Origin of the sequence: Tolypothrix sp. PCC 7601 (assembly GCF_025677855.1) — a bacterium.
Taxonomy (GTDB): domain Bacteria; phylum Cyanobacteriota; class Cyanobacteriia; order Cyanobacteriales; family Nostocaceae; genus Aulosira; species Aulosira diplosiphon.
The window spans coordinates 7,992,459-8,009,197 of record NZ_CP064879.1; the positions used below are offsets into that span (position 1 = coordinate 7,992,459).

General features: G+C 41.5%; 10 protein-coding genes and 1 pseudogene. 3 read left to right on the forward strand and 8 right to left on the reverse strand.

All coding sequences use genetic code 11. The features are described 5' to 3' along the window. Positions 1-216 precede the first annotated feature (216 nt). From HG267_RS32320 to HG267_RS32335, 4 genes are all read right to left on the reverse strand, one after another. Complete coding sequence (locus HG267_RS32320; protein WP_045873189.1) at positions 217-564, reverse strand: carbon dioxide-concentrating mechanism protein CcmK; 348 nt, start codon at positions 562-564, stop codon at positions 217-219. 86 nt (positions 565-650) lie between these two features. After that, positions 651-962 (reverse strand): carbon dioxide-concentrating mechanism protein CcmK, encoded by a 312-nt coding sequence (locus tag HG267_RS32325; protein ID WP_045873188.1) that lies wholly within the window; start codon positions 960-962, stop codon positions 651-653. Positions 963-1,035: 73 nt separating this feature from the next. Beyond that, positions 1,036-1,206, reverse strand: coding sequence for a hypothetical protein (locus HG267_RS32330; protein ID WP_155539532.1), 171 nt, complete (start codon positions 1,204-1,206; stop codon positions 1,036-1,038). Between the two features lie 10 nt (positions 1,207-1,216). After that, positions 1,217-1,747, reverse strand: coding sequence for a biotin carboxylase (locus tag HG267_RS32335; RefSeq protein WP_369792191.1), 531 nt, complete (start codon positions 1,745-1,747; stop codon positions 1,217-1,219). A 311-nt stretch (positions 1,748-2,058) separates the two neighbouring features. Here HG267_RS32335 and HG267_RS32340 point away from each other — a divergent pair, with 311 nt between their 5' ends. Both HG267_RS32340 and HG267_RS32345 read left to right on the forward strand, forming a co-directional pair. Beyond that, complete coding sequence (locus HG267_RS32340) at positions 2,059-2,670, forward strand: hypothetical protein (protein ID WP_045873187.1); 612 nt, start codon at positions 2,059-2,061, stop codon at positions 2,668-2,670. A 20-nt stretch (positions 2,671-2,690) separates the two neighbouring features. Then, positions 2,691-3,665, forward strand: a complete 975-nt coding sequence (locus tag HG267_RS32345) for an alpha/beta fold hydrolase (protein WP_045873186.1) — start codon at positions 2,691-2,693, stop codon at positions 3,663-3,665. A 208-nt stretch (positions 3,666-3,873) separates the two neighbouring features. Here the strand turns inward: HG267_RS32345 and HG267_RS32350 are convergent, their stop codons facing one another. Continuing rightward, the gene (locus tag HG267_RS32350; protein ID WP_052335349.1) at positions 3,874-4,338 is read right to left on the reverse strand and encodes a cupin domain-containing protein; all 465 of its coding nucleotides are present in this window, start codon (positions 4,336-4,338) and stop codon (positions 3,874-3,876) included. A 572-nt stretch (positions 4,339-4,910) separates the two neighbouring features. Between HG267_RS32350 and HG267_RS32355 the strand changes: the two are divergent. Then, positions 4,911-5,156: pseudogene (locus HG267_RS32355) on the forward strand (Gfo/Idh/MocA family oxidoreductase); the annotation flags it as partial. Positions 5,157-5,355: 199 nt separating this feature from the next. Here HG267_RS32355 and HG267_RS32360 read toward each other — a convergent pair. The 3 genes from HG267_RS32360 to HG267_RS32370 all read right to left on the reverse strand — a co-directional run bounded on the left by HG267_RS32360 (position 5,356) and on the right by HG267_RS32370 (position 16,648). Then, positions 5,356-7,410 carry a DUF4114 domain-containing protein gene (locus HG267_RS32360; protein ID WP_045873184.1) on the reverse strand — a complete coding sequence of 685 codons (2,055 nt, stop codon included), beginning with the start codon at positions 7,408-7,410 and terminating at the stop codon, positions 5,356-5,358. A 965-nt stretch (positions 7,411-8,375) separates the two neighbouring features. After that, positions 8,376-11,267, reverse strand: coding sequence for an alkaline phosphatase family protein (locus tag HG267_RS32365; RefSeq protein WP_045873183.1), 2,892 nt, complete (start codon positions 11,265-11,267; stop codon positions 8,376-8,378). A 680-nt stretch (positions 11,268-11,947) separates the two neighbouring features. Next, positions 11,948-16,648, reverse strand: a complete 4,701-nt coding sequence (locus tag HG267_RS32370) for an esterase-like activity of phytase family protein (protein ID WP_155539530.1) — start codon at positions 16,646-16,648, stop codon at positions 11,948-11,950. Positions 16,649-16,739: the final 91 nt, after the last annotated feature.

Consider the following 16,739-nt stretch of genomic DNA (forward strand, 5'->3'; position numbering starts at 1 on the left):
AGGCCGCTTTGACATCTAAACAATCAATTATGCCAATTTTGGGAATTAACAGGACTCTTTCTTTCCCTTGCTCCCTGTCACGCCAGTCGCCTCTCCTGTCGGAGACGCTACGCGTAGCTTGCTTAAGCGCAGGGGTACAAGTCGGCAAACAAACCCCTCCACGACGCTGGCTCCCCTGCCTAAATGCGTTAGGATACTTTTTGAGTTGTCAATCCCTTACCGCCCGTTACCTCTGATGATGGGGTTTTCTACAGATTCCCGATATTGTTGTACTGCTTCTGTATAACCAATAGGTAAAACAGTTTCAACGTTTTCATGGGGACGAGGAATAATCACCCAAGATTCCAAAGTTCCACCATAAACATTTTCCGCTGCTTCCACACCAGCCGCCATCGCGGTTTTAACTTCAGAAACATCGCCACGAATATTGACTGTAAAACGAGCGCTACCTACTCTGATATAACCAACAAGGGTAACTCGACCGGCTTTTACCATCGCATCGGCTGCGGCTAAAACAGCAGGAAAACCCTTAGTTTCTAATGCTCCAACTGCCTGTAGTGACATTAACAATCTCCTGTATGAATTAACTTATGTGGCGCTACAAGTTACATTGTACGAAGCTTAACCACAAATTTTTATGATGAACTTGTTTAGAAGATACGGAAAGGTTCAGATTCTTCAGTAAAGTGGATCGGAAGGATGGTTTCCACATTTTCTGGAGGATTGGGAACGATGTAATGGGTGATAACTGTACCAGCCTTTACTTGTTCTCCAGCAGCAATTCCTGCTTCCACTGCTGTTCTAACTTCAGCAACTTGTCCCCGAACTGCAACCAACAGGCGAGCGCTTTCCGCTTGCCCATAATACACTAGTGTGACTGCCGCAGATTTAACCATTGCATCTGCCGCTGCCAAGACTGAAGGAAAACCTAAAGTTTCAATTACGCCAACCGCCATCGGCATGGCTACACTCTCCTGAGTTAAGCATAAGTGATATCAATTGTACGAGGCTTTAGTCCCAATTTTGACATTTGCCTCAACTTTCTTGCATACTTGGGGCATTGGGCATGGGGTAATTGGTAAAATGTTGTCCGCAGGCGATCGCATTCAACAAAATATTTTCGTTACCTGTGGCTCGCTCAAGGGACAATAACTCTAAAATTGCTCTCCAATTTTTTATCCCCAGAGGGGGCCCCGAGTTCCCCATTCCCTATCCCTTATTTCCGCACCTGACCGCTAAACCCAGCAGCCTTAAACTGCTTCAGCTTTAATGGAGTGGGTTGATTTGCAGGTACAGAGATTCTTAATTCAAAATCGCTCACACCTGGGGGAATTTCGGCAATAGATCCCAAACGCGTGCGGTTTTGTAGCACTGGGTCGTTGTTAGCATCATAGATGCGTCCAAAAATATCTGCATCGTAGACGGTTTTATAAGTACCATTCTCGGCTTTGCCTGTAACAATAAAACAGTTAGCAGCCGCAGAACCGCTACTAATAACAGCACCTTCTGCTAATTCTGGCGGACAATCCTGATAAGAAATATCGAATAATTTAATTTGTGTCAGCGCTAAAGCTGGGGGAGTCAACACCAATAATAAAGCTCCCAAGAGGCAAGAAATAAATATTACCTTAATTGGTTTTAACCACACAGTTACTAAGCGTGCAATTAATTCCTTGAGCAAAGAGTAGTTTAGCTGACCTAAAGCTAGCAAATGAAACCAATAAGTGATGCGGCTGTTATTTTTCATATCTAAAAATAGTTGTAACGAAATCTCCGTAACATTGATACCAAAGACAGAATTTATGACTTCAGTAGGGTTGGCTATTAGGTAAAACAAAGCACATTAGTACTCATTTCTAGTTCCATACCCTGAAGGGTTGAGCATTGCTAAACGCTCATAGTTATAGGGCTACTCTGCACTACTGAATAATTCAGGACTTGGTAACTAAAACTGTTTTTAACCCCAGCTTACCTGAATTTCCTGACCAAAGATATTGGAGAGTTGCATTTCACTTTTGTAATAATTAGGGAAAACAACCCTTAACTTGCTATTAACTTATGACTCCGGATGAGATTCAAGCAGCTTTGCAAGCAGCCTTTAAAAGTTGTGATGCAGCCAGCTGTCCTCTCACTGATACGCAAAAACAGATATTACTGCAAGTGGTAGAGAAAATCCAAGGAAATTCTAAATTTGGGGTGTTAGAGATTGCTAATCCCTTGGATGAACTGACTTCAGAGGAATTGGCTGCATTTTTGCAGTTTGTGAGAACACAAGAAGCAGAAGACAAAATTTGGAAAACAAAATTACTTAACGATTGGTTGCACGAGAAAGACTCTGGAGAAGTACAATTTATCCGCGAACGCTATGGCGTACAGTGGCTAAATCGCGTTCAACCATATCATTTTGAAAAATATACTTATTGTGAAGATGCACTAAAGCTGAGAGTAGGCGATCGCATTGAAATTTCCAATGCTTTATGGGAATGGGTACAAGACGATGGCCCCTGTAAGCGAGAATGGTATTCCTGCGTAGTCTTGCAAGTTGATGAAACTAATAATGGCGATGATTGGGTTAGCAATTGTGTCGTCCGCTTCTATAACGGTACTGAATATGAAATTCAAGGAATTTACGAATGGAACCGTTATAATTGGCGCTGGTTAAAGAACTAACAAGACTACATATTTAAACAATGTTATCCTCTTTCAACAGTATTTTGCTGTTGGCTACAACTTGCTATGGTGCGATCGCTTGCTTAATGGAAAATCGTCAACCTCCACCAGGTAAACTGATTGATGTGGGTGGTTATAGCTTGCACCTTTACACTGCGGGCGAGTCTGGCCCCACAGTGATCGTAGAACACAGTTTAGGCGGTTTAGAAGGTTATTTACTGCTACCAGAGATAGCCAAACATACAAGGGTTTGCATCTACGATCGCGCTGGATACGGTTGGAGCGATCATAGTCCATATCCGCGCACTAGTGCCCAAATAGTTGCAGAACTGGATTATCTGCTGACTCAAGCAAATATTCAGCCACCCTATATTTTGGTGGGAAATTCTTTCGGTAGCTACAACGTGCGGCTGTATGCACAATACTTTCCCGAAAAAGTTATGGGAATGGTGCTTACCGATGGACTTCACGAAACCGCGATGCTGAAAATGCCCATCCCTTTACAGTTGTTGAAACTGTTTTTTTTATCAGGATTTGTGATGTCCTTTATTGGTTCCATTCTGGGTATTGTGCGATTACTCAAAGTCATGGGGGTATTTGAGTTAATCAAACGCGAGTTAATTAAATTTCCTAAATTGATTTTAAAACCAGTCAAGCGTTCTTTCTGCCGTCCCAAGCACTGGATAACGATGAGTCGAGAAATATTAAATTTAGATATTAGTAGCCGCCAGGTTGAACTAGCTAATTACTTTGATGCTTTACCCATAGTTAGTATTAAAGCCAAGACTTTTTTCCATCCTTCTCTTTGGGCTATATTTCTACCTATCAAGGCTGCTAATAAATTAAGAGAGCAGATGCATAGCGAAATCCTCAATTTATCTACAAATTGCGTACAAATTCAGGCTGAGAAAAGCGGACATTTTGTTTGGATAGACCAACCTGAAATCATTGTGAATGCGATTTTGAAGATTTTGAATACTGGCGATCGCAATTAGTGTTTAACTATTTACTATAGGACTCATATTTTAGTTTTAAAATCGCGTACGTAGGATGCGTTAGCGATAGCGTAACGCATCAAACCCAAAGCTTTTCGTGCGTTACGGCTTACTAAAATTTTTTCAAAAACTTCAGCAACAGATGTAAACTTCCAAACCCAAGAACATCTGGCTTTCCTAATTTTGAATTTTAAATTTTGAATTAGTATTAACTCTCTACTGGCTCTTGGTCAAATTGTCGCATCAATTGTAGGAGAGCATCTTTATCCGTTGGTTGTCCCTCCTTAAGCAGTTTAGCTAAACCCTCAAAATACTTTTCGCGTTCTCCTGCGGGACAAAACATAATTAATAACTTCGCAGGTCTGCTTCCTGGATTGCTAAATGTATGAGGAGTTCCTGGAGGAACTAATACAAAAGCTCCTGGTAGACCCTGTATTGTTTGCTCACCAACTATAATTTCTACTTCTCCTTCTAAAACATAAAACATTTCTTCCATCTGGCGATGAATATGCAATATGGGTGCGGTTCCCCCAGGTTGTATCAAGTTTTCAAACAATCCCAAGTGACCGTTAGTATCAGTCCCAATAACTTTGAAGGTCACTTGGCTGTCACCAATGATTAAGTGATTACCTTCTCCTGGCGCTAATATAATTTCTTTAATTGGTAAAGTCATATCAACTCCTGTATTGTGAGATTTCTATTTTTATAATTCTAATGAATGAAGAATTATATATCTTCAGCCCCTTAGATATTCGAGCATCCATCTAGAGACTAATTTTTTCACTAATTAACAACAATCTGGTTATTTATACTGACAAAATTTTATTAATATTGATAAAAATAAATGCAATACATAGATTGCAGTTTATGCTAGCGCAGAACATCATTGATAATCTCACAGTAAAATCCCAAATGGTAGCAGCTACCTGAATCAATCGGTAGGAGGATGGAGCTAAGACTGTAAATTTTTAACTTTAAAATAAGTGACAACTTTTTAGTGATGTAGAAAATTCCAGCTGGGCAAAACCTACTCCAAATGATCAAACCTTTGCAACATTGTCAGGGTAGAAATCAGTTTGGACTTCTTTGCTTATAGGAAATATCTGACAGCATACTCAATAACTGTAGATGAAAGAATGTTGTTTGCTCATCTTGATTTTGACTTTGTAGCTAGTGCCCAACCTATCAACATCGCTATCAAGTAGCAATTGTTTAAAGCTCAGTAATCTATCAGGAGATTGGTAAATGACAGCTACAAATGGGAAGCCCAAAATTCGTTACGCAGTTATAGGACTAGGTTGGATTGCTCAAGAAACTGTGCTACCTGCTTTTGCTCAAACTGAAAATTCGCAATTAGTGGTATTATTTTCTGAAGACCAAGTTAAGAGTGACGAACTAGGTAAACAATATGGAGTCAAAGCTTTCTCTTACGAAGAGTACGACAATTGCTTAAGAAGTGGCGAAATTGATGTAGTTTACATTGCTTTGCCCACGGTTCAGTTAAGGTTGAAGAAGGCAGATAAATGTAGGTTGGGTTGAACGAAGTGAAACCCAACAAAGCGCCGAAAATGTTGGGTTTCGTTCCTCAACCCAACCTACGGCAAATCAGGTTTTTGACGCTAACTGAACTGTATTGATATATAAATATGGCGGGCAAATTGCCCGCCACCCAGTAGTTTTAGAAACGTTACTACGCAATAGTCAAATCAACTTTGACGATGACATCGTTATAATCCATATCGCCGCCGTTGGCTAAATCTTCAAAGCCAAAGGTGTTATTTCCTAATAGGCGAATATGGTCAACTTTATCAGAGTTAGCACCCAAGAACGGGAAGTAAATAGCTGGATCGTTATTGGCATTATTATCTAAAAATGCGTCAATTTTGCCATCTACAATAATAAATGGTACAAAGACAGAACCACCTTGAAAACTGCCGTTAAAAGTTGCTGTACCTTGGTTATCAACTGTTAAGTCAATGCCTCCAACTCTACCACCAATAGCAGCTTGAGTATAACCAGTTTGTCCGGGTAGTAAATCTGCTTTACCGTCGCCATTGGTGTCAATACCACCTTTCTCATCAACTGCTTTAAAGAAACCAATATAGTTATTGAATTTAGCTTCTCGATGCAGTTCAAAGCTGGCTTTTACTTGTTGGGTGACACTGCGTAAATCAATACATTCACCTTGAGACTGGCTTTGCTGACTTGTACCTAAAGATAGGGATTCATTTGTGGTTTGAATCTGGACAATCAAATCTTGGAAACTAGTAGTGCTACTACCAGAACCATCTTGCCAAGCCAGAGAAAAACTATTAGAGCCTAAGTCTGTAATTTTTTGGGTTGTACTACCAGAAAATAGTATATCTGCAATCGAATTTTTACCATTCTTTACACCATCAATGGTGCCATTTTTTACTAAATAGAATCTGATATTCTCTCCAGAACTAAATTCTAGTAAGCTCTTGATGCTATTGATATTAAAGCCATTGGGACGATTGGCGATCGCAGAGAAAATTACTTTTGCACGAGCTAAAGCGGCTTCAGCATAACCTGCGGCACCTGGCGCAATTCCGTTAATTCTCCCTTGAGTATCGTCAACAACAAATACTCCCAGTTCGTTGACAGATTTAGAATTGTAGCCTGTGAGATTGACTTTCAATCTGGCTTTATCACTCTCGCCTCTGATGGTGAAGACATCACCATCAGTAGTACACTCTAAAGATTTTTTATCGTCATCGATAATGGTTCCTTGGGCTGTACCTTGAGTAGAACTGACGATGGCTTGATTGGTGGGATTGCTTAAAGTTACGGTGAAAGTCTCATCTTTTTCTACCAATGAGTCCTGTATTGTCTCAACTGTAAAGGTTTTTTGGGTTTCTCCTGTTTTAAAGGTGAGGGTTTCAGTTTTCGCTTTAAAGTCTGTGTCACTGGCTGTATCCCCTGTTTTTTTCGATGTAGATACAGTCACGCTTTGCTCAAGTTGTGCACCTGCAAAGCGAGTTACAGTGAAAGCGATCGCATTTCCTTCTCCAGCTGAAGCATTAGTAATCGAGAAAATCGCTACGGATAAATCAAAGTCATCGGCGGTGAGAGTGTTGGCTTGGACATTTCTTAAAATGCCTAAATCTTTTAATGCACCATTGATTGTGGCTCTAATTACCGTATCTGGGCCTGGTTGCCCATTTACTAAAATCTGCTCTATTTTTAAGTCTTGAAAACTCTTAACTTCGGGGATGGTGGTAATCTGGATTTTATCTTCACCCTTGGTAAAGTCCAAGACTTCTACAGGAACATCGGGAACACCTTGACTAGTCAGGTCAAAGATATCATTGCCCGCACCGCCTGTAAATTTGCCACCCTTTTTACCAGCATAGAGGGAATCATTACCATCGCCTCCTCGGAGAAAGTTAAGACTACCCTCAATGATCCACAGTTGATCGTCTCCAAGGGCACCCTCCAGTGTATTATTATTGCCCTCCACGATAAACAGCTCATCGTTGTCATCTCCCCCATCCAGGCTATTTGAGCCTCCAATCCCAACAGCATATAAGCTGTCTTTGCCAGCACCACCTTTGAGAGTGTCTTTAGTGTTTCCATAAAGTTTATCGTTACCAGGCCCACCATCAAGGGTATTACTCCCTTGCCCAGCCTCAGCATCTAATGTGTCATTTCCTTCAAGGCCAAATACTTGGTCATTAATATTGCCAAATAACTCATCTGGATTAGCAGTACCGTTAATAATCATGATTATATTTTTACTTAGGTGTATTTTAGGAAAACAGGTTTATTTTATCACCTCTATTTAGCTAATGTTGACCATCACATAGACGCTACAACTCGTCTAAAAACGATACATTAGCATACTTAGAAATTCCATTATAGATCCTGTGATAATTTGATAATTTAGGCTTGATATTGTTCAATTATGCAGCTAAAGCTGTTGCTAGATAGGATTTATGCGGGTTGACTCAGTAATGTGTTGTATTCATAAAATTTAATTATTAATCGATCCAAAAGCTGAGAAACTGATACCCTCACTTCTGGGTGATATTATTACAACTTAATTAATTTTTTTTGTAACAAATTTTAAGCTATTAATGTAAGGTTATTTGCTGCCAGGGGGTTGAATATCATTTCTGGGAATGAAGATAACTCAGTATTTTCTACTTTCTACAAAGTATCAATAGCTAACGGTGAAAGCGACATAACATTTAATACTTCTACTTAAATGCTTTTATAGTCAAATAGCAATATTGATGATATCGCCACTCCAAACAACCTAAGCAGCAGCCTTACCCGACGTTGATTGAGATGTTTACCGTTGCAGGCGATCGCAAAACCATCCCCAGTGAGCAAAGAGGAAAACAGCAAATCACTGCAAGAGGTAATTCGAGTATCTAATCTTTAAGAAAGGTTATCAAAAAGTTAAGCCGAGAAAATTCTAGTTTTGGCAAACCGACAATCTCAAAAGATATTCAATCTACAGCATAGACCTGTGACATTATCTAAAAAATTAGTGGCAGTTAATTATTCCTTAACCTTTCATCTCTATCAAGTAATTATTGATAGACAACTGTTCAATTTTTTTCATATTAAGATGAGGTTAATAAAACATGAAAAGGCGAGGGAGTAGTATTCCCTCGCTAGGAAAAAAGAAGTACAGCTTAGATAAATTCTAGCTATTTTTTTCTCTTGATTTGCAGATGCAAATTAAACCACACTAGCAGCAAACACAAAGTTATTTGCTGTAAGAGTATTTGCTGTAGTTCCTATTAAATAAACTAATTCTGAACTACCGACTTTCACCAAAGTATCACTACCTTGTTGTAACAACGTCAAGTCACTGAACTTACTAGCTTGTGTAATACCACCCAACCCAATCACATCAACTCCTGGGGTAAAGTCAGTAACAATGTTCTTGCTAGTAGGTAGACTACCATTAGCAATCCAGAATTGATCTGCATCAGCGCCACCAGTCAGGCGGTTACCACCACCAGCACCAGCAAATAACACATCATCACCATCGCCACCAACTATGATGTCATTGGTATTGGAAAAGAGTTTGTCATCGCCGGAACCACCATAGAGGCGGTTATTTTTACCGTTACTGGTAATGGTGTCGTTACCGGAACCACCAAACAGCAATTGACCAGAACCTTCGACAACTTTGAGGGTATCAGCACCAGCAGAACCAAATAGGTTATTGCTACCATTGGCTTCGACTACTGTGAGTTCGTCGTTACCAGCACCACCATCAGCGTTGGTATTGCTAGCAGGGCCAGTCACACCGACATAAACTTGATCGTCACCATTTCCAGTAGATATATAAGAATTACTACCCGCAAACACAGTATCATCACCATTTCCAGCAATGATGATGTTGTTTTTAGTGGAATCTACCGTATCTGCGCCATCACCTGTGAATAATATTTGTCCTGGTTTAGCAGTGATATTATCGCTGTTGCTAGAACCAAATTGAATATCTGGTGGTAGTCCCTGAAGTCCCACAGTGCGATCGCTAAATCCTGCGGCTGTAAAGTACTGAGTATTACCTACAGTTTGATAATTCAGGATTGTTGTTTGACCGTTAGCAGCCGCGTCAGAAATTGAAGTTCCTGTAGTATAGGCAACTGTATCAGGCCCGCCTACCAATGCTTCTGTAATTGCGCGTCCTTTTAAATCGCCAATGCTAGGAATATTGAAACCCAGAATTTTAGCTAGTGTGGGTGCAACATCAGCATTACTCACAGGCGCAGAATCTACATAACTCGCTTTAAAGTCAGGGCCGATCGCTTCCATATTATTGAAAGTATCACCGCGACCAAAGCTGCCATGCATCCCTTGTCCTTGCTGGAGAGTCGTGTCAGCAACTTCTACTTGCGCTTGAGGATCGTTAGGATTATTCGGGTTGGTGCTAAAGGTTTTGAAGTTAATGACAATCGAAGGAGTAGGAAGTTCTGAAGTACCTACCAACCCAATAGTGCTAAGTTTGAGTGCCCCAGGAATATCACCAAAAGTATCATCAGTAAAAATACCACTGATGTAATCTTTTTGTGCCAAGAACGAAACCATCTTAGCCACTAAGGCCTTATCCTTGCTGGGAACATACAGCAAATCTGAGCCACCGTTCGCAGCAACTACGACTTGGGTATTAGGGTCAATTACACCATTGACAACCTTGCCACTACCACCAATAACACCATTACCGCTGAGAGGGTTTTGACCTGCGGTTGGGTCAACTACGCTGTACTGAATATTATTGATATTAGCGGTAGTAACAGGGGCTGTGGGTTTATTAGGATCGTAGAGAGTCGCGCCAAGGTCATGGGCGAGGTCGATCGCTACAAAACCAGGGGGTAAAAATCCAGCGTGAACAGTCGGAGTCTTCGCACCAGTAGTAGCATCTACTGTGTAATAGCTCAAGGATGCAGCATAGCTAGTTGTGTTGATGTAGGTTGGTGTACCTGCGGCATCAAATTTTACCCCTACAGCCTGCTTACTGATTGTCGAAAACCCGTGGTCGGCTGTCACAAAAATATCTGTATTTTCGTAGAGCGTATGACCAGGATTTGCCGGGTCTGGTGTCGCCTTCAAATAATCAATAATCTGCTTTAAGTTGGCATCAGCATCTTGAATACCCTTCTTGGAAGTAGGGCCATTGATACCAATGGTGAGGGAGTTGTTGCCAGGATCAGCAGGGTTAAAGGCATCACCATTGTTGTGTTGAGTACCATCAGGATCTCTAGACCAATAAACTAGGGCAAATCCTGGGGAATTTTTGCTAGCAATGTCAGCCACAAACTGAGGTAGGACAGCTTTGGTAGTAGCGTCTGCAAAGTATTGCTGTTGTTGAGCATTAGGATTCAGGGTTCCGGCTGTTGTTAAGCTCCCCGCAGGCTGATTGCTTCTGATGCTACCGATAGTAGTGGCTACAGTGGTTGTACCGGGGACATTTTGACCAATCAAACCCGCATTATTCAGGTCAGTTGCGATCGCTTGGCTCAATGGAATTGCACTTTGTGAACCAACACTGTTAACAGGTGGATTTGTAGCGTTAGCAATGCTGTTGATATATGTGCTGTCATCGATGATGACAGTCTCAGGCGTAATATTCGGAGTTGTAGTTCCACCAGTACGGCTATTTTGAGTAACATCTTGAATTGCTACTGGCCCAAGCTTACCAATCGCCGCTGTAGAATACCCACTAGCACGGGCATAAGCTAGAAGTGATTCTTCTGTCAGGAAGTTATTTTTGCTGAAACTGGTATCTGGATCGGCAAGATTAGAATTGGCATTGAGATCAGCAAGGATCGGATCGTTTTCAATAAATGGTGTAACACTACCATTGGAGTTCATTACTGGATAACCAGTATATACAGTGTTGCTGAAATCACCCGTATCACCGAGGTAATGTCCAGTTGCGATCGCAGAAGCATTCGGAGTGGTAAATGTAGGGAATAGGGAATGACTGTTAGTAAAATTAACTCCCTGCTGACGGATGCTATATAAAGTTGGTGTATCAGTAGCGTTTACAGAACCATTTCGTAAACCATCAGCAACAAAAATAATCACATTTCTACCGTTGCTGTTTGTATCAGCCATGCCTCATACTCCTTAAGTATTTGTTTTTGCAATTCATCAGGAGATTGGGTAGCTAACTATAGTCCTAGTGAGGTTTCATAGTAAATTTAATTGCCAACATCAGCTAGCAATGTTTTGTGTGTATTTTTCCATCAAATTAGGGTAATAGCCAGAGATAAATGCAGATTTTTGGCTTTTATATCCCTGTTTGCTCAGAATTTTAGTAACACACCTTGATAGGACTAAGTTATTAATTACTCCTAGCTCCCGATGTCAAATTTCAACTTTTTGACTAGATAGCCAGACTTAAGTAGTAATTGGCGACAAAATGCTTTCAATCCACATTCAAGGCTTTTCCAGAAATAATCCATTTGGTGAATAAAGCTGCACAGCACATATTCATATACAGGATAAAATGCCTATCCATTAAAAAATTTGGATTATGATTTTCTGGAATCTTCTAAATTAATGTGGACAAATAATATGGGGTAATTTTAGTTACTAAATACCAAAAATAATAGCTCAAAGTTTAAGAAAGGTTATCAACAAGTTAACGTTAACAATTTCTTGAAGTTTCTTGAAGATAAAGACGAGATTAATAAAATAGAAAATGGCGAGGAAGTAGTATTCCCTCGCCTGAAAAAAAAATTACAGATTAGATGACTGCTAACTAATTTTCTCTCCTAATTTGCATTTGCAAATTAAACCACACTAGCAGAGAAAACGAAGTTATTGGCTGTGAGACTGTTTGCTGTAGTTCCTAGTAAAGAAACTAACTCAGAACTTCCTACTTTCACCAAAGTATCGCTACCTTGTTGTAACAGCGTTAGGTCACTGAACTTACTGGCTTGTGTAATACCACCCAATCCAATCACATCAATTCCTGCGGTAAAGTCAGTAGCAATGTTCTTGCTAGTAGGTAGACTACCATTAGCAATCCAGAATTGGTCAGCACCAGCGCCACCAGTCAAGCGGTTACCACCGCCAGCACCAGCAAATAACACATCATCGCCATCGCCACCAACTATGGTGTCATTGCTATTAGAGAAAAGTTTGTCATCGCCGGAACCACCATAGAGGCGGTTATTTTTACCGTTACTGGTGATGGTGTCGTTACCAGAACCACCAAACAGCAATTGACTAGAACCTTCCACCACTTTGAGGGTATCAGCACCAGCAGCACCAAACAGGTTATTAGTACCCTTGGCTTCTACTACTGTAATTTCATCGTTACCAGCACCACTATTAGCGTTGATGTTGCTAGCAGGGCCAGTGACACCGACAAAAACTTGATCATCACCATCTCCAGTAGAGATAGAAGCGTCGCTACCAGTAAAGACAATGTCATCACCATTGCCAGTAAAGATTTTATTATCTTTGTTGGCAGTGACAATATCCGCGCCATCACCTGTGAATAAGGTTTGATTCGGTTGGGTGGTAATCTCATCGCTGTTGCTAGAACCAAACTTGATTTCTTCAGCTTTTGGCTGACCTACACCAGGAGCCAAATTCAGCGGCTTATCCAACTTCAGCAGTAGAATTTCGTTATTGTCAATGATGGGATTTTTGGGATCGTTCCCAGGACGACCTGTAGAGAAGGGATAGTTGTTGTCGTTAGCTACCAAAATGGTATTTTTGTCAATCACTAAGACATCTTCAATAGTTTGGAATGGGAAGTCAAAGGTTTTTTTACCATCTCCATTCAGGTCGTTAGGGTCTTGGATATTTAACAGGTCTGCAACTTCTACTTTTTCGACATAGCCTTGAGCATCAGTTTTAGACAAGTCTACTTTATAGATCCGCTTGAATTTAGCTGCTGCTCCCTGGTTATTATCCCGCTCAATGACCAGGTATTCATTGTCATTAATAACTGTGAAATCCCCGATCGCATTTGCTGGATTATTTAGTTTGTAGTAGAGTTCTTTACCTGTGTACTTGCGGCTAGCAATGTCAAATTCGTTAATCCGCAATGCACCAGTGGGATCGCCCTGAACTGTTCCCTCTAACAGCATATAGAGCTTGGTTTGGCTGGCGTTGATTGTACCACCTTCAAAGCCTTTAGAGCCGCCTAAGTTGGCAAAAGCTTTTCCTGAGAGAACATCGGGGTTTTGGGGAGAGCGTACTAAATTATTCTGAGGATCGCTCAATAGATCCCTAACTTTATCCCCTGTAATTGGGAAGTCTGTAAAGAAAGCATCAACACCTAGTTGAATGAACTGTTGAAACTCTAGTTCAGGATTACCTTTGTAATCTGCTGCTAGATACTGACTTTCATTGCGGAAGGTGTAAGGGTGAACTTGTAACCCCGCTTGATGAGCGTCTTGTATTAAGGTTGTAGGTGGTAAAGTTGTTTTGTCAGCATCATTAACTACCCCATCCTTATTGACATCATCTGCTTTGCTATCACCATTAGCATCAGTACCTTTGACGCTAACAATCATGCGTTTCCAGGGGCCAATACCATCAGCATATTTAGCTATTTCCGCCAAGCCTTCGGGGGTTCGCAAATCGCCGTATGTGCGTTTGTCGCCACTAACTTTGAGGTCATAAGGCTGACTTTCAATCAACTTACCGTTGATGTCGATGTCACTTGCATCTAGAAGTTGAATCAGTGGGATATCTACCCCAGCCTTAGGCATGATGTCATCATGCAGTTCTTTGAGGTTGCCAACTTCAAAAGACTGGATGAAAATGCGGTTAGGATCGGTGAAGTTATTTGCCTTCAAAGTATCGATGAGTATCTGACCCAAATTCCGGTTAATTTTGGTGTCAGTGCCTACATAGGTAGCTTCTTTAGCAGTGTAAGTTGGATGTTTGGTTTCTGGATAGATGCCAATCTTTTTACCAGTCTTAGCTTCCACATCCTTAACTAAGTCAATGATTTCCTTTAAGGTAGGAATTTCCAATTGACCGTTGTAGGATTGATCGCGGAAAGATAGACGCTCAATTGCTTTTAATTCTTTGATTTCCGCTAAAGTGAAATCTTCAGCAAACCAACCTGTAATTTGGGTACCATCTAGGGTGACTGTTTTCTTGCGATCGCTAAATTTGGCAATCTCAGCTACATTGGTGGTGGTATTGCCAGTATTTAAAGTGCCATCAGCATTCAAAATTGCTAAAGCAGGTTCATGACGAGCAATTAACACACCATCTTTAGTCACTACTAAGTCAGGCTCAATAAAGTCAGCGCCTTGCTCAATAGCTAGTTTATATGACTCCAGGGTATGCTCTGGACGAAAGCCGCTTGCACCTCTATGGCCTAAAACTTTTGGTGCTTTCCCATCTAGAGTCTTGAATTCGTCGGGTGTCGCAATGGGAGCTTCTAATAACTTACCAGTGCTGTCAAAATGTAGCAGGTAGGGGCCAAACTCTTCTCCAATCCAGAAACTACCATCTTGATCAACAATCAATGACTCAACATCAAAGTCTGCACCAGTTAGCAGTCTTTCTGTAGTTCCTTCATTAGTAATTTTGAAAGGAACCTTTTTATCTGGGTCAGAAAGTTGGATGAAGTCTAAAAACTTGACGCTACCATCGCCATTTTCCGCTCCCTTAAAATTCGGGTCTAGACGTTGGATACGCAGCAAGAAGTCTGCACTGTTATCTTTAGCGCCGTAACCATTGTCTGAAAGGAAGTAGAAAGAGTTATTGTTAGCGAATTGTACGCCACTCAAACCTTGTACTGGTTGTCCTGGGAAAGGCCCGGTTCTCCCATTGGCAGAAATTCCCTTACCAGAAGCCGGGCCTTCCGCGAAGGTATCAGCAGGGAGAGAAGCAAACCCCACTAACTCAACTTTAGGAACAGCATTAGGAGCAATCAGGAAAGCTAGTTGACCGCCTTCTACCAGGTTATCTTCACGCTCAATCTTGCCATTTTTATTGGTATCGACACCAGGAACATTAATAATTGCACCATCCCGAAGGCTGTGCGCTTGCACATCAAAAAGTAGTAGTTCGCCGGGATCGTAGTCAAACAGTGTAGAAACATCAAGGATACCAGAGGATTCCCAGTTACCCAAATCTGTGGGACTAGAGTCGGTTTGACCGGAGGGTACAGCAGAACGATCAATTTGCGCGACACGGGTTGCGGTTGCGGCTGGGTTAGTAGCTGCGGGGTCAATGCGCCAGATTGAGGCTTCTTGTTTTGAAGTTGCACCAAATAAGTCTGCACCAATGGCGCGGTCTTCTTGGATATAGATTTTGCCATTATCAGCCCAGTCTAGGTTGTCGGGGCTACGCAAACCGAAATCTTTGTTACCTGGATCATTCCCGTCATAGAGGATATCGATTTTAGCTGTGATTTGGTTGCTACCGAAATCAACATCAACTTTGTAGGTTGTACCCCAGGTATCAACATCATTAAATAAACCTGTACGACCAGTAGAAGCCAATACTGCTTGAGTCCCATCAGCCGGGTTAGTGGCGACATCTTCCGGACGAGAGAATAAGAAAGCTTTGACTTCCTTAGCCAGCGCATCTTGTTGAGCTTGGGTAGCAAAACCTTGAGCATCATAACCCAGTTCATTTTGGATACTGGTATCTGCATCTGCACCATCTTTAGCGGTATCTGCTAAGTCAGGGCGGTAGTAGTCAATCTCCACAAACTTACCAGCGCGACTTTTTCCACTACCTTGAAAGTCTCTTGCATCTGCTTCAATCGGGTCAGAAACATCTGCTGGATCGTCAGCTACCCAAACGTATAGTTTTCCTTGAGCTAGTCCATTGCGATCTAGAAAGCTACCGTCACCCTTAGCATTCTTATCGCCAACATACAGAATTAAGGGAGCCGGGCCGCGATCGTCACCGACTAATAAAGCTACTTTATCAGTGCGGCCTGTGTTCAGCTCAGTGACATTTTCCCAAGCCGCCCGACCCATCCAAGGTACAGCCCAGAGTGAATTAGTAGCAGTATCTAGGGCAAACTGGGTACCACCATCGGTTTCTTCGCCAGTAAAATAAATGCGATCGCTAAATCCCAAACCAGCGCCAAACTGATTAGCTTCTACCAATTGTGCGGAACAAAAGCGGTTCAGACCTGCAAATTCTAAGTCAGCAGCCTTCTCTACAACCTTCCCTGCGCGGTTGTAAATTGTGTCAAAAGCTAGACCAGAATCAACTATTTGCAGAGTGCGCTTATCAATATCAAAATAGCTAATGCGCGCACCCGGTAAAGAAGCACCACTTTTGAGGGTGTAAGCATAGCCCACATTGTTAGCTACTTCGTGGTTAACCAGTACTCGAACCGTGGTGTCATTCAGTTTATAAGCACCTGCACCATCGAGAATTCCTGGTGGAGTATAACCATCTATGGTTTCACCAACAGTAAAAATTGGGTTAACGGTATAACCGCCCAAACCCTTCACTTGAGCAGGTTGAGTTGTATCGAATGGTGTATTAGCCATGAATTTCCTCAATTTATGATTGCAAGATTTACTGATTCAATAAGTAATATCTAGAAAAGGTTGATGCACCCTTTCTCCTATCCGGAAAATC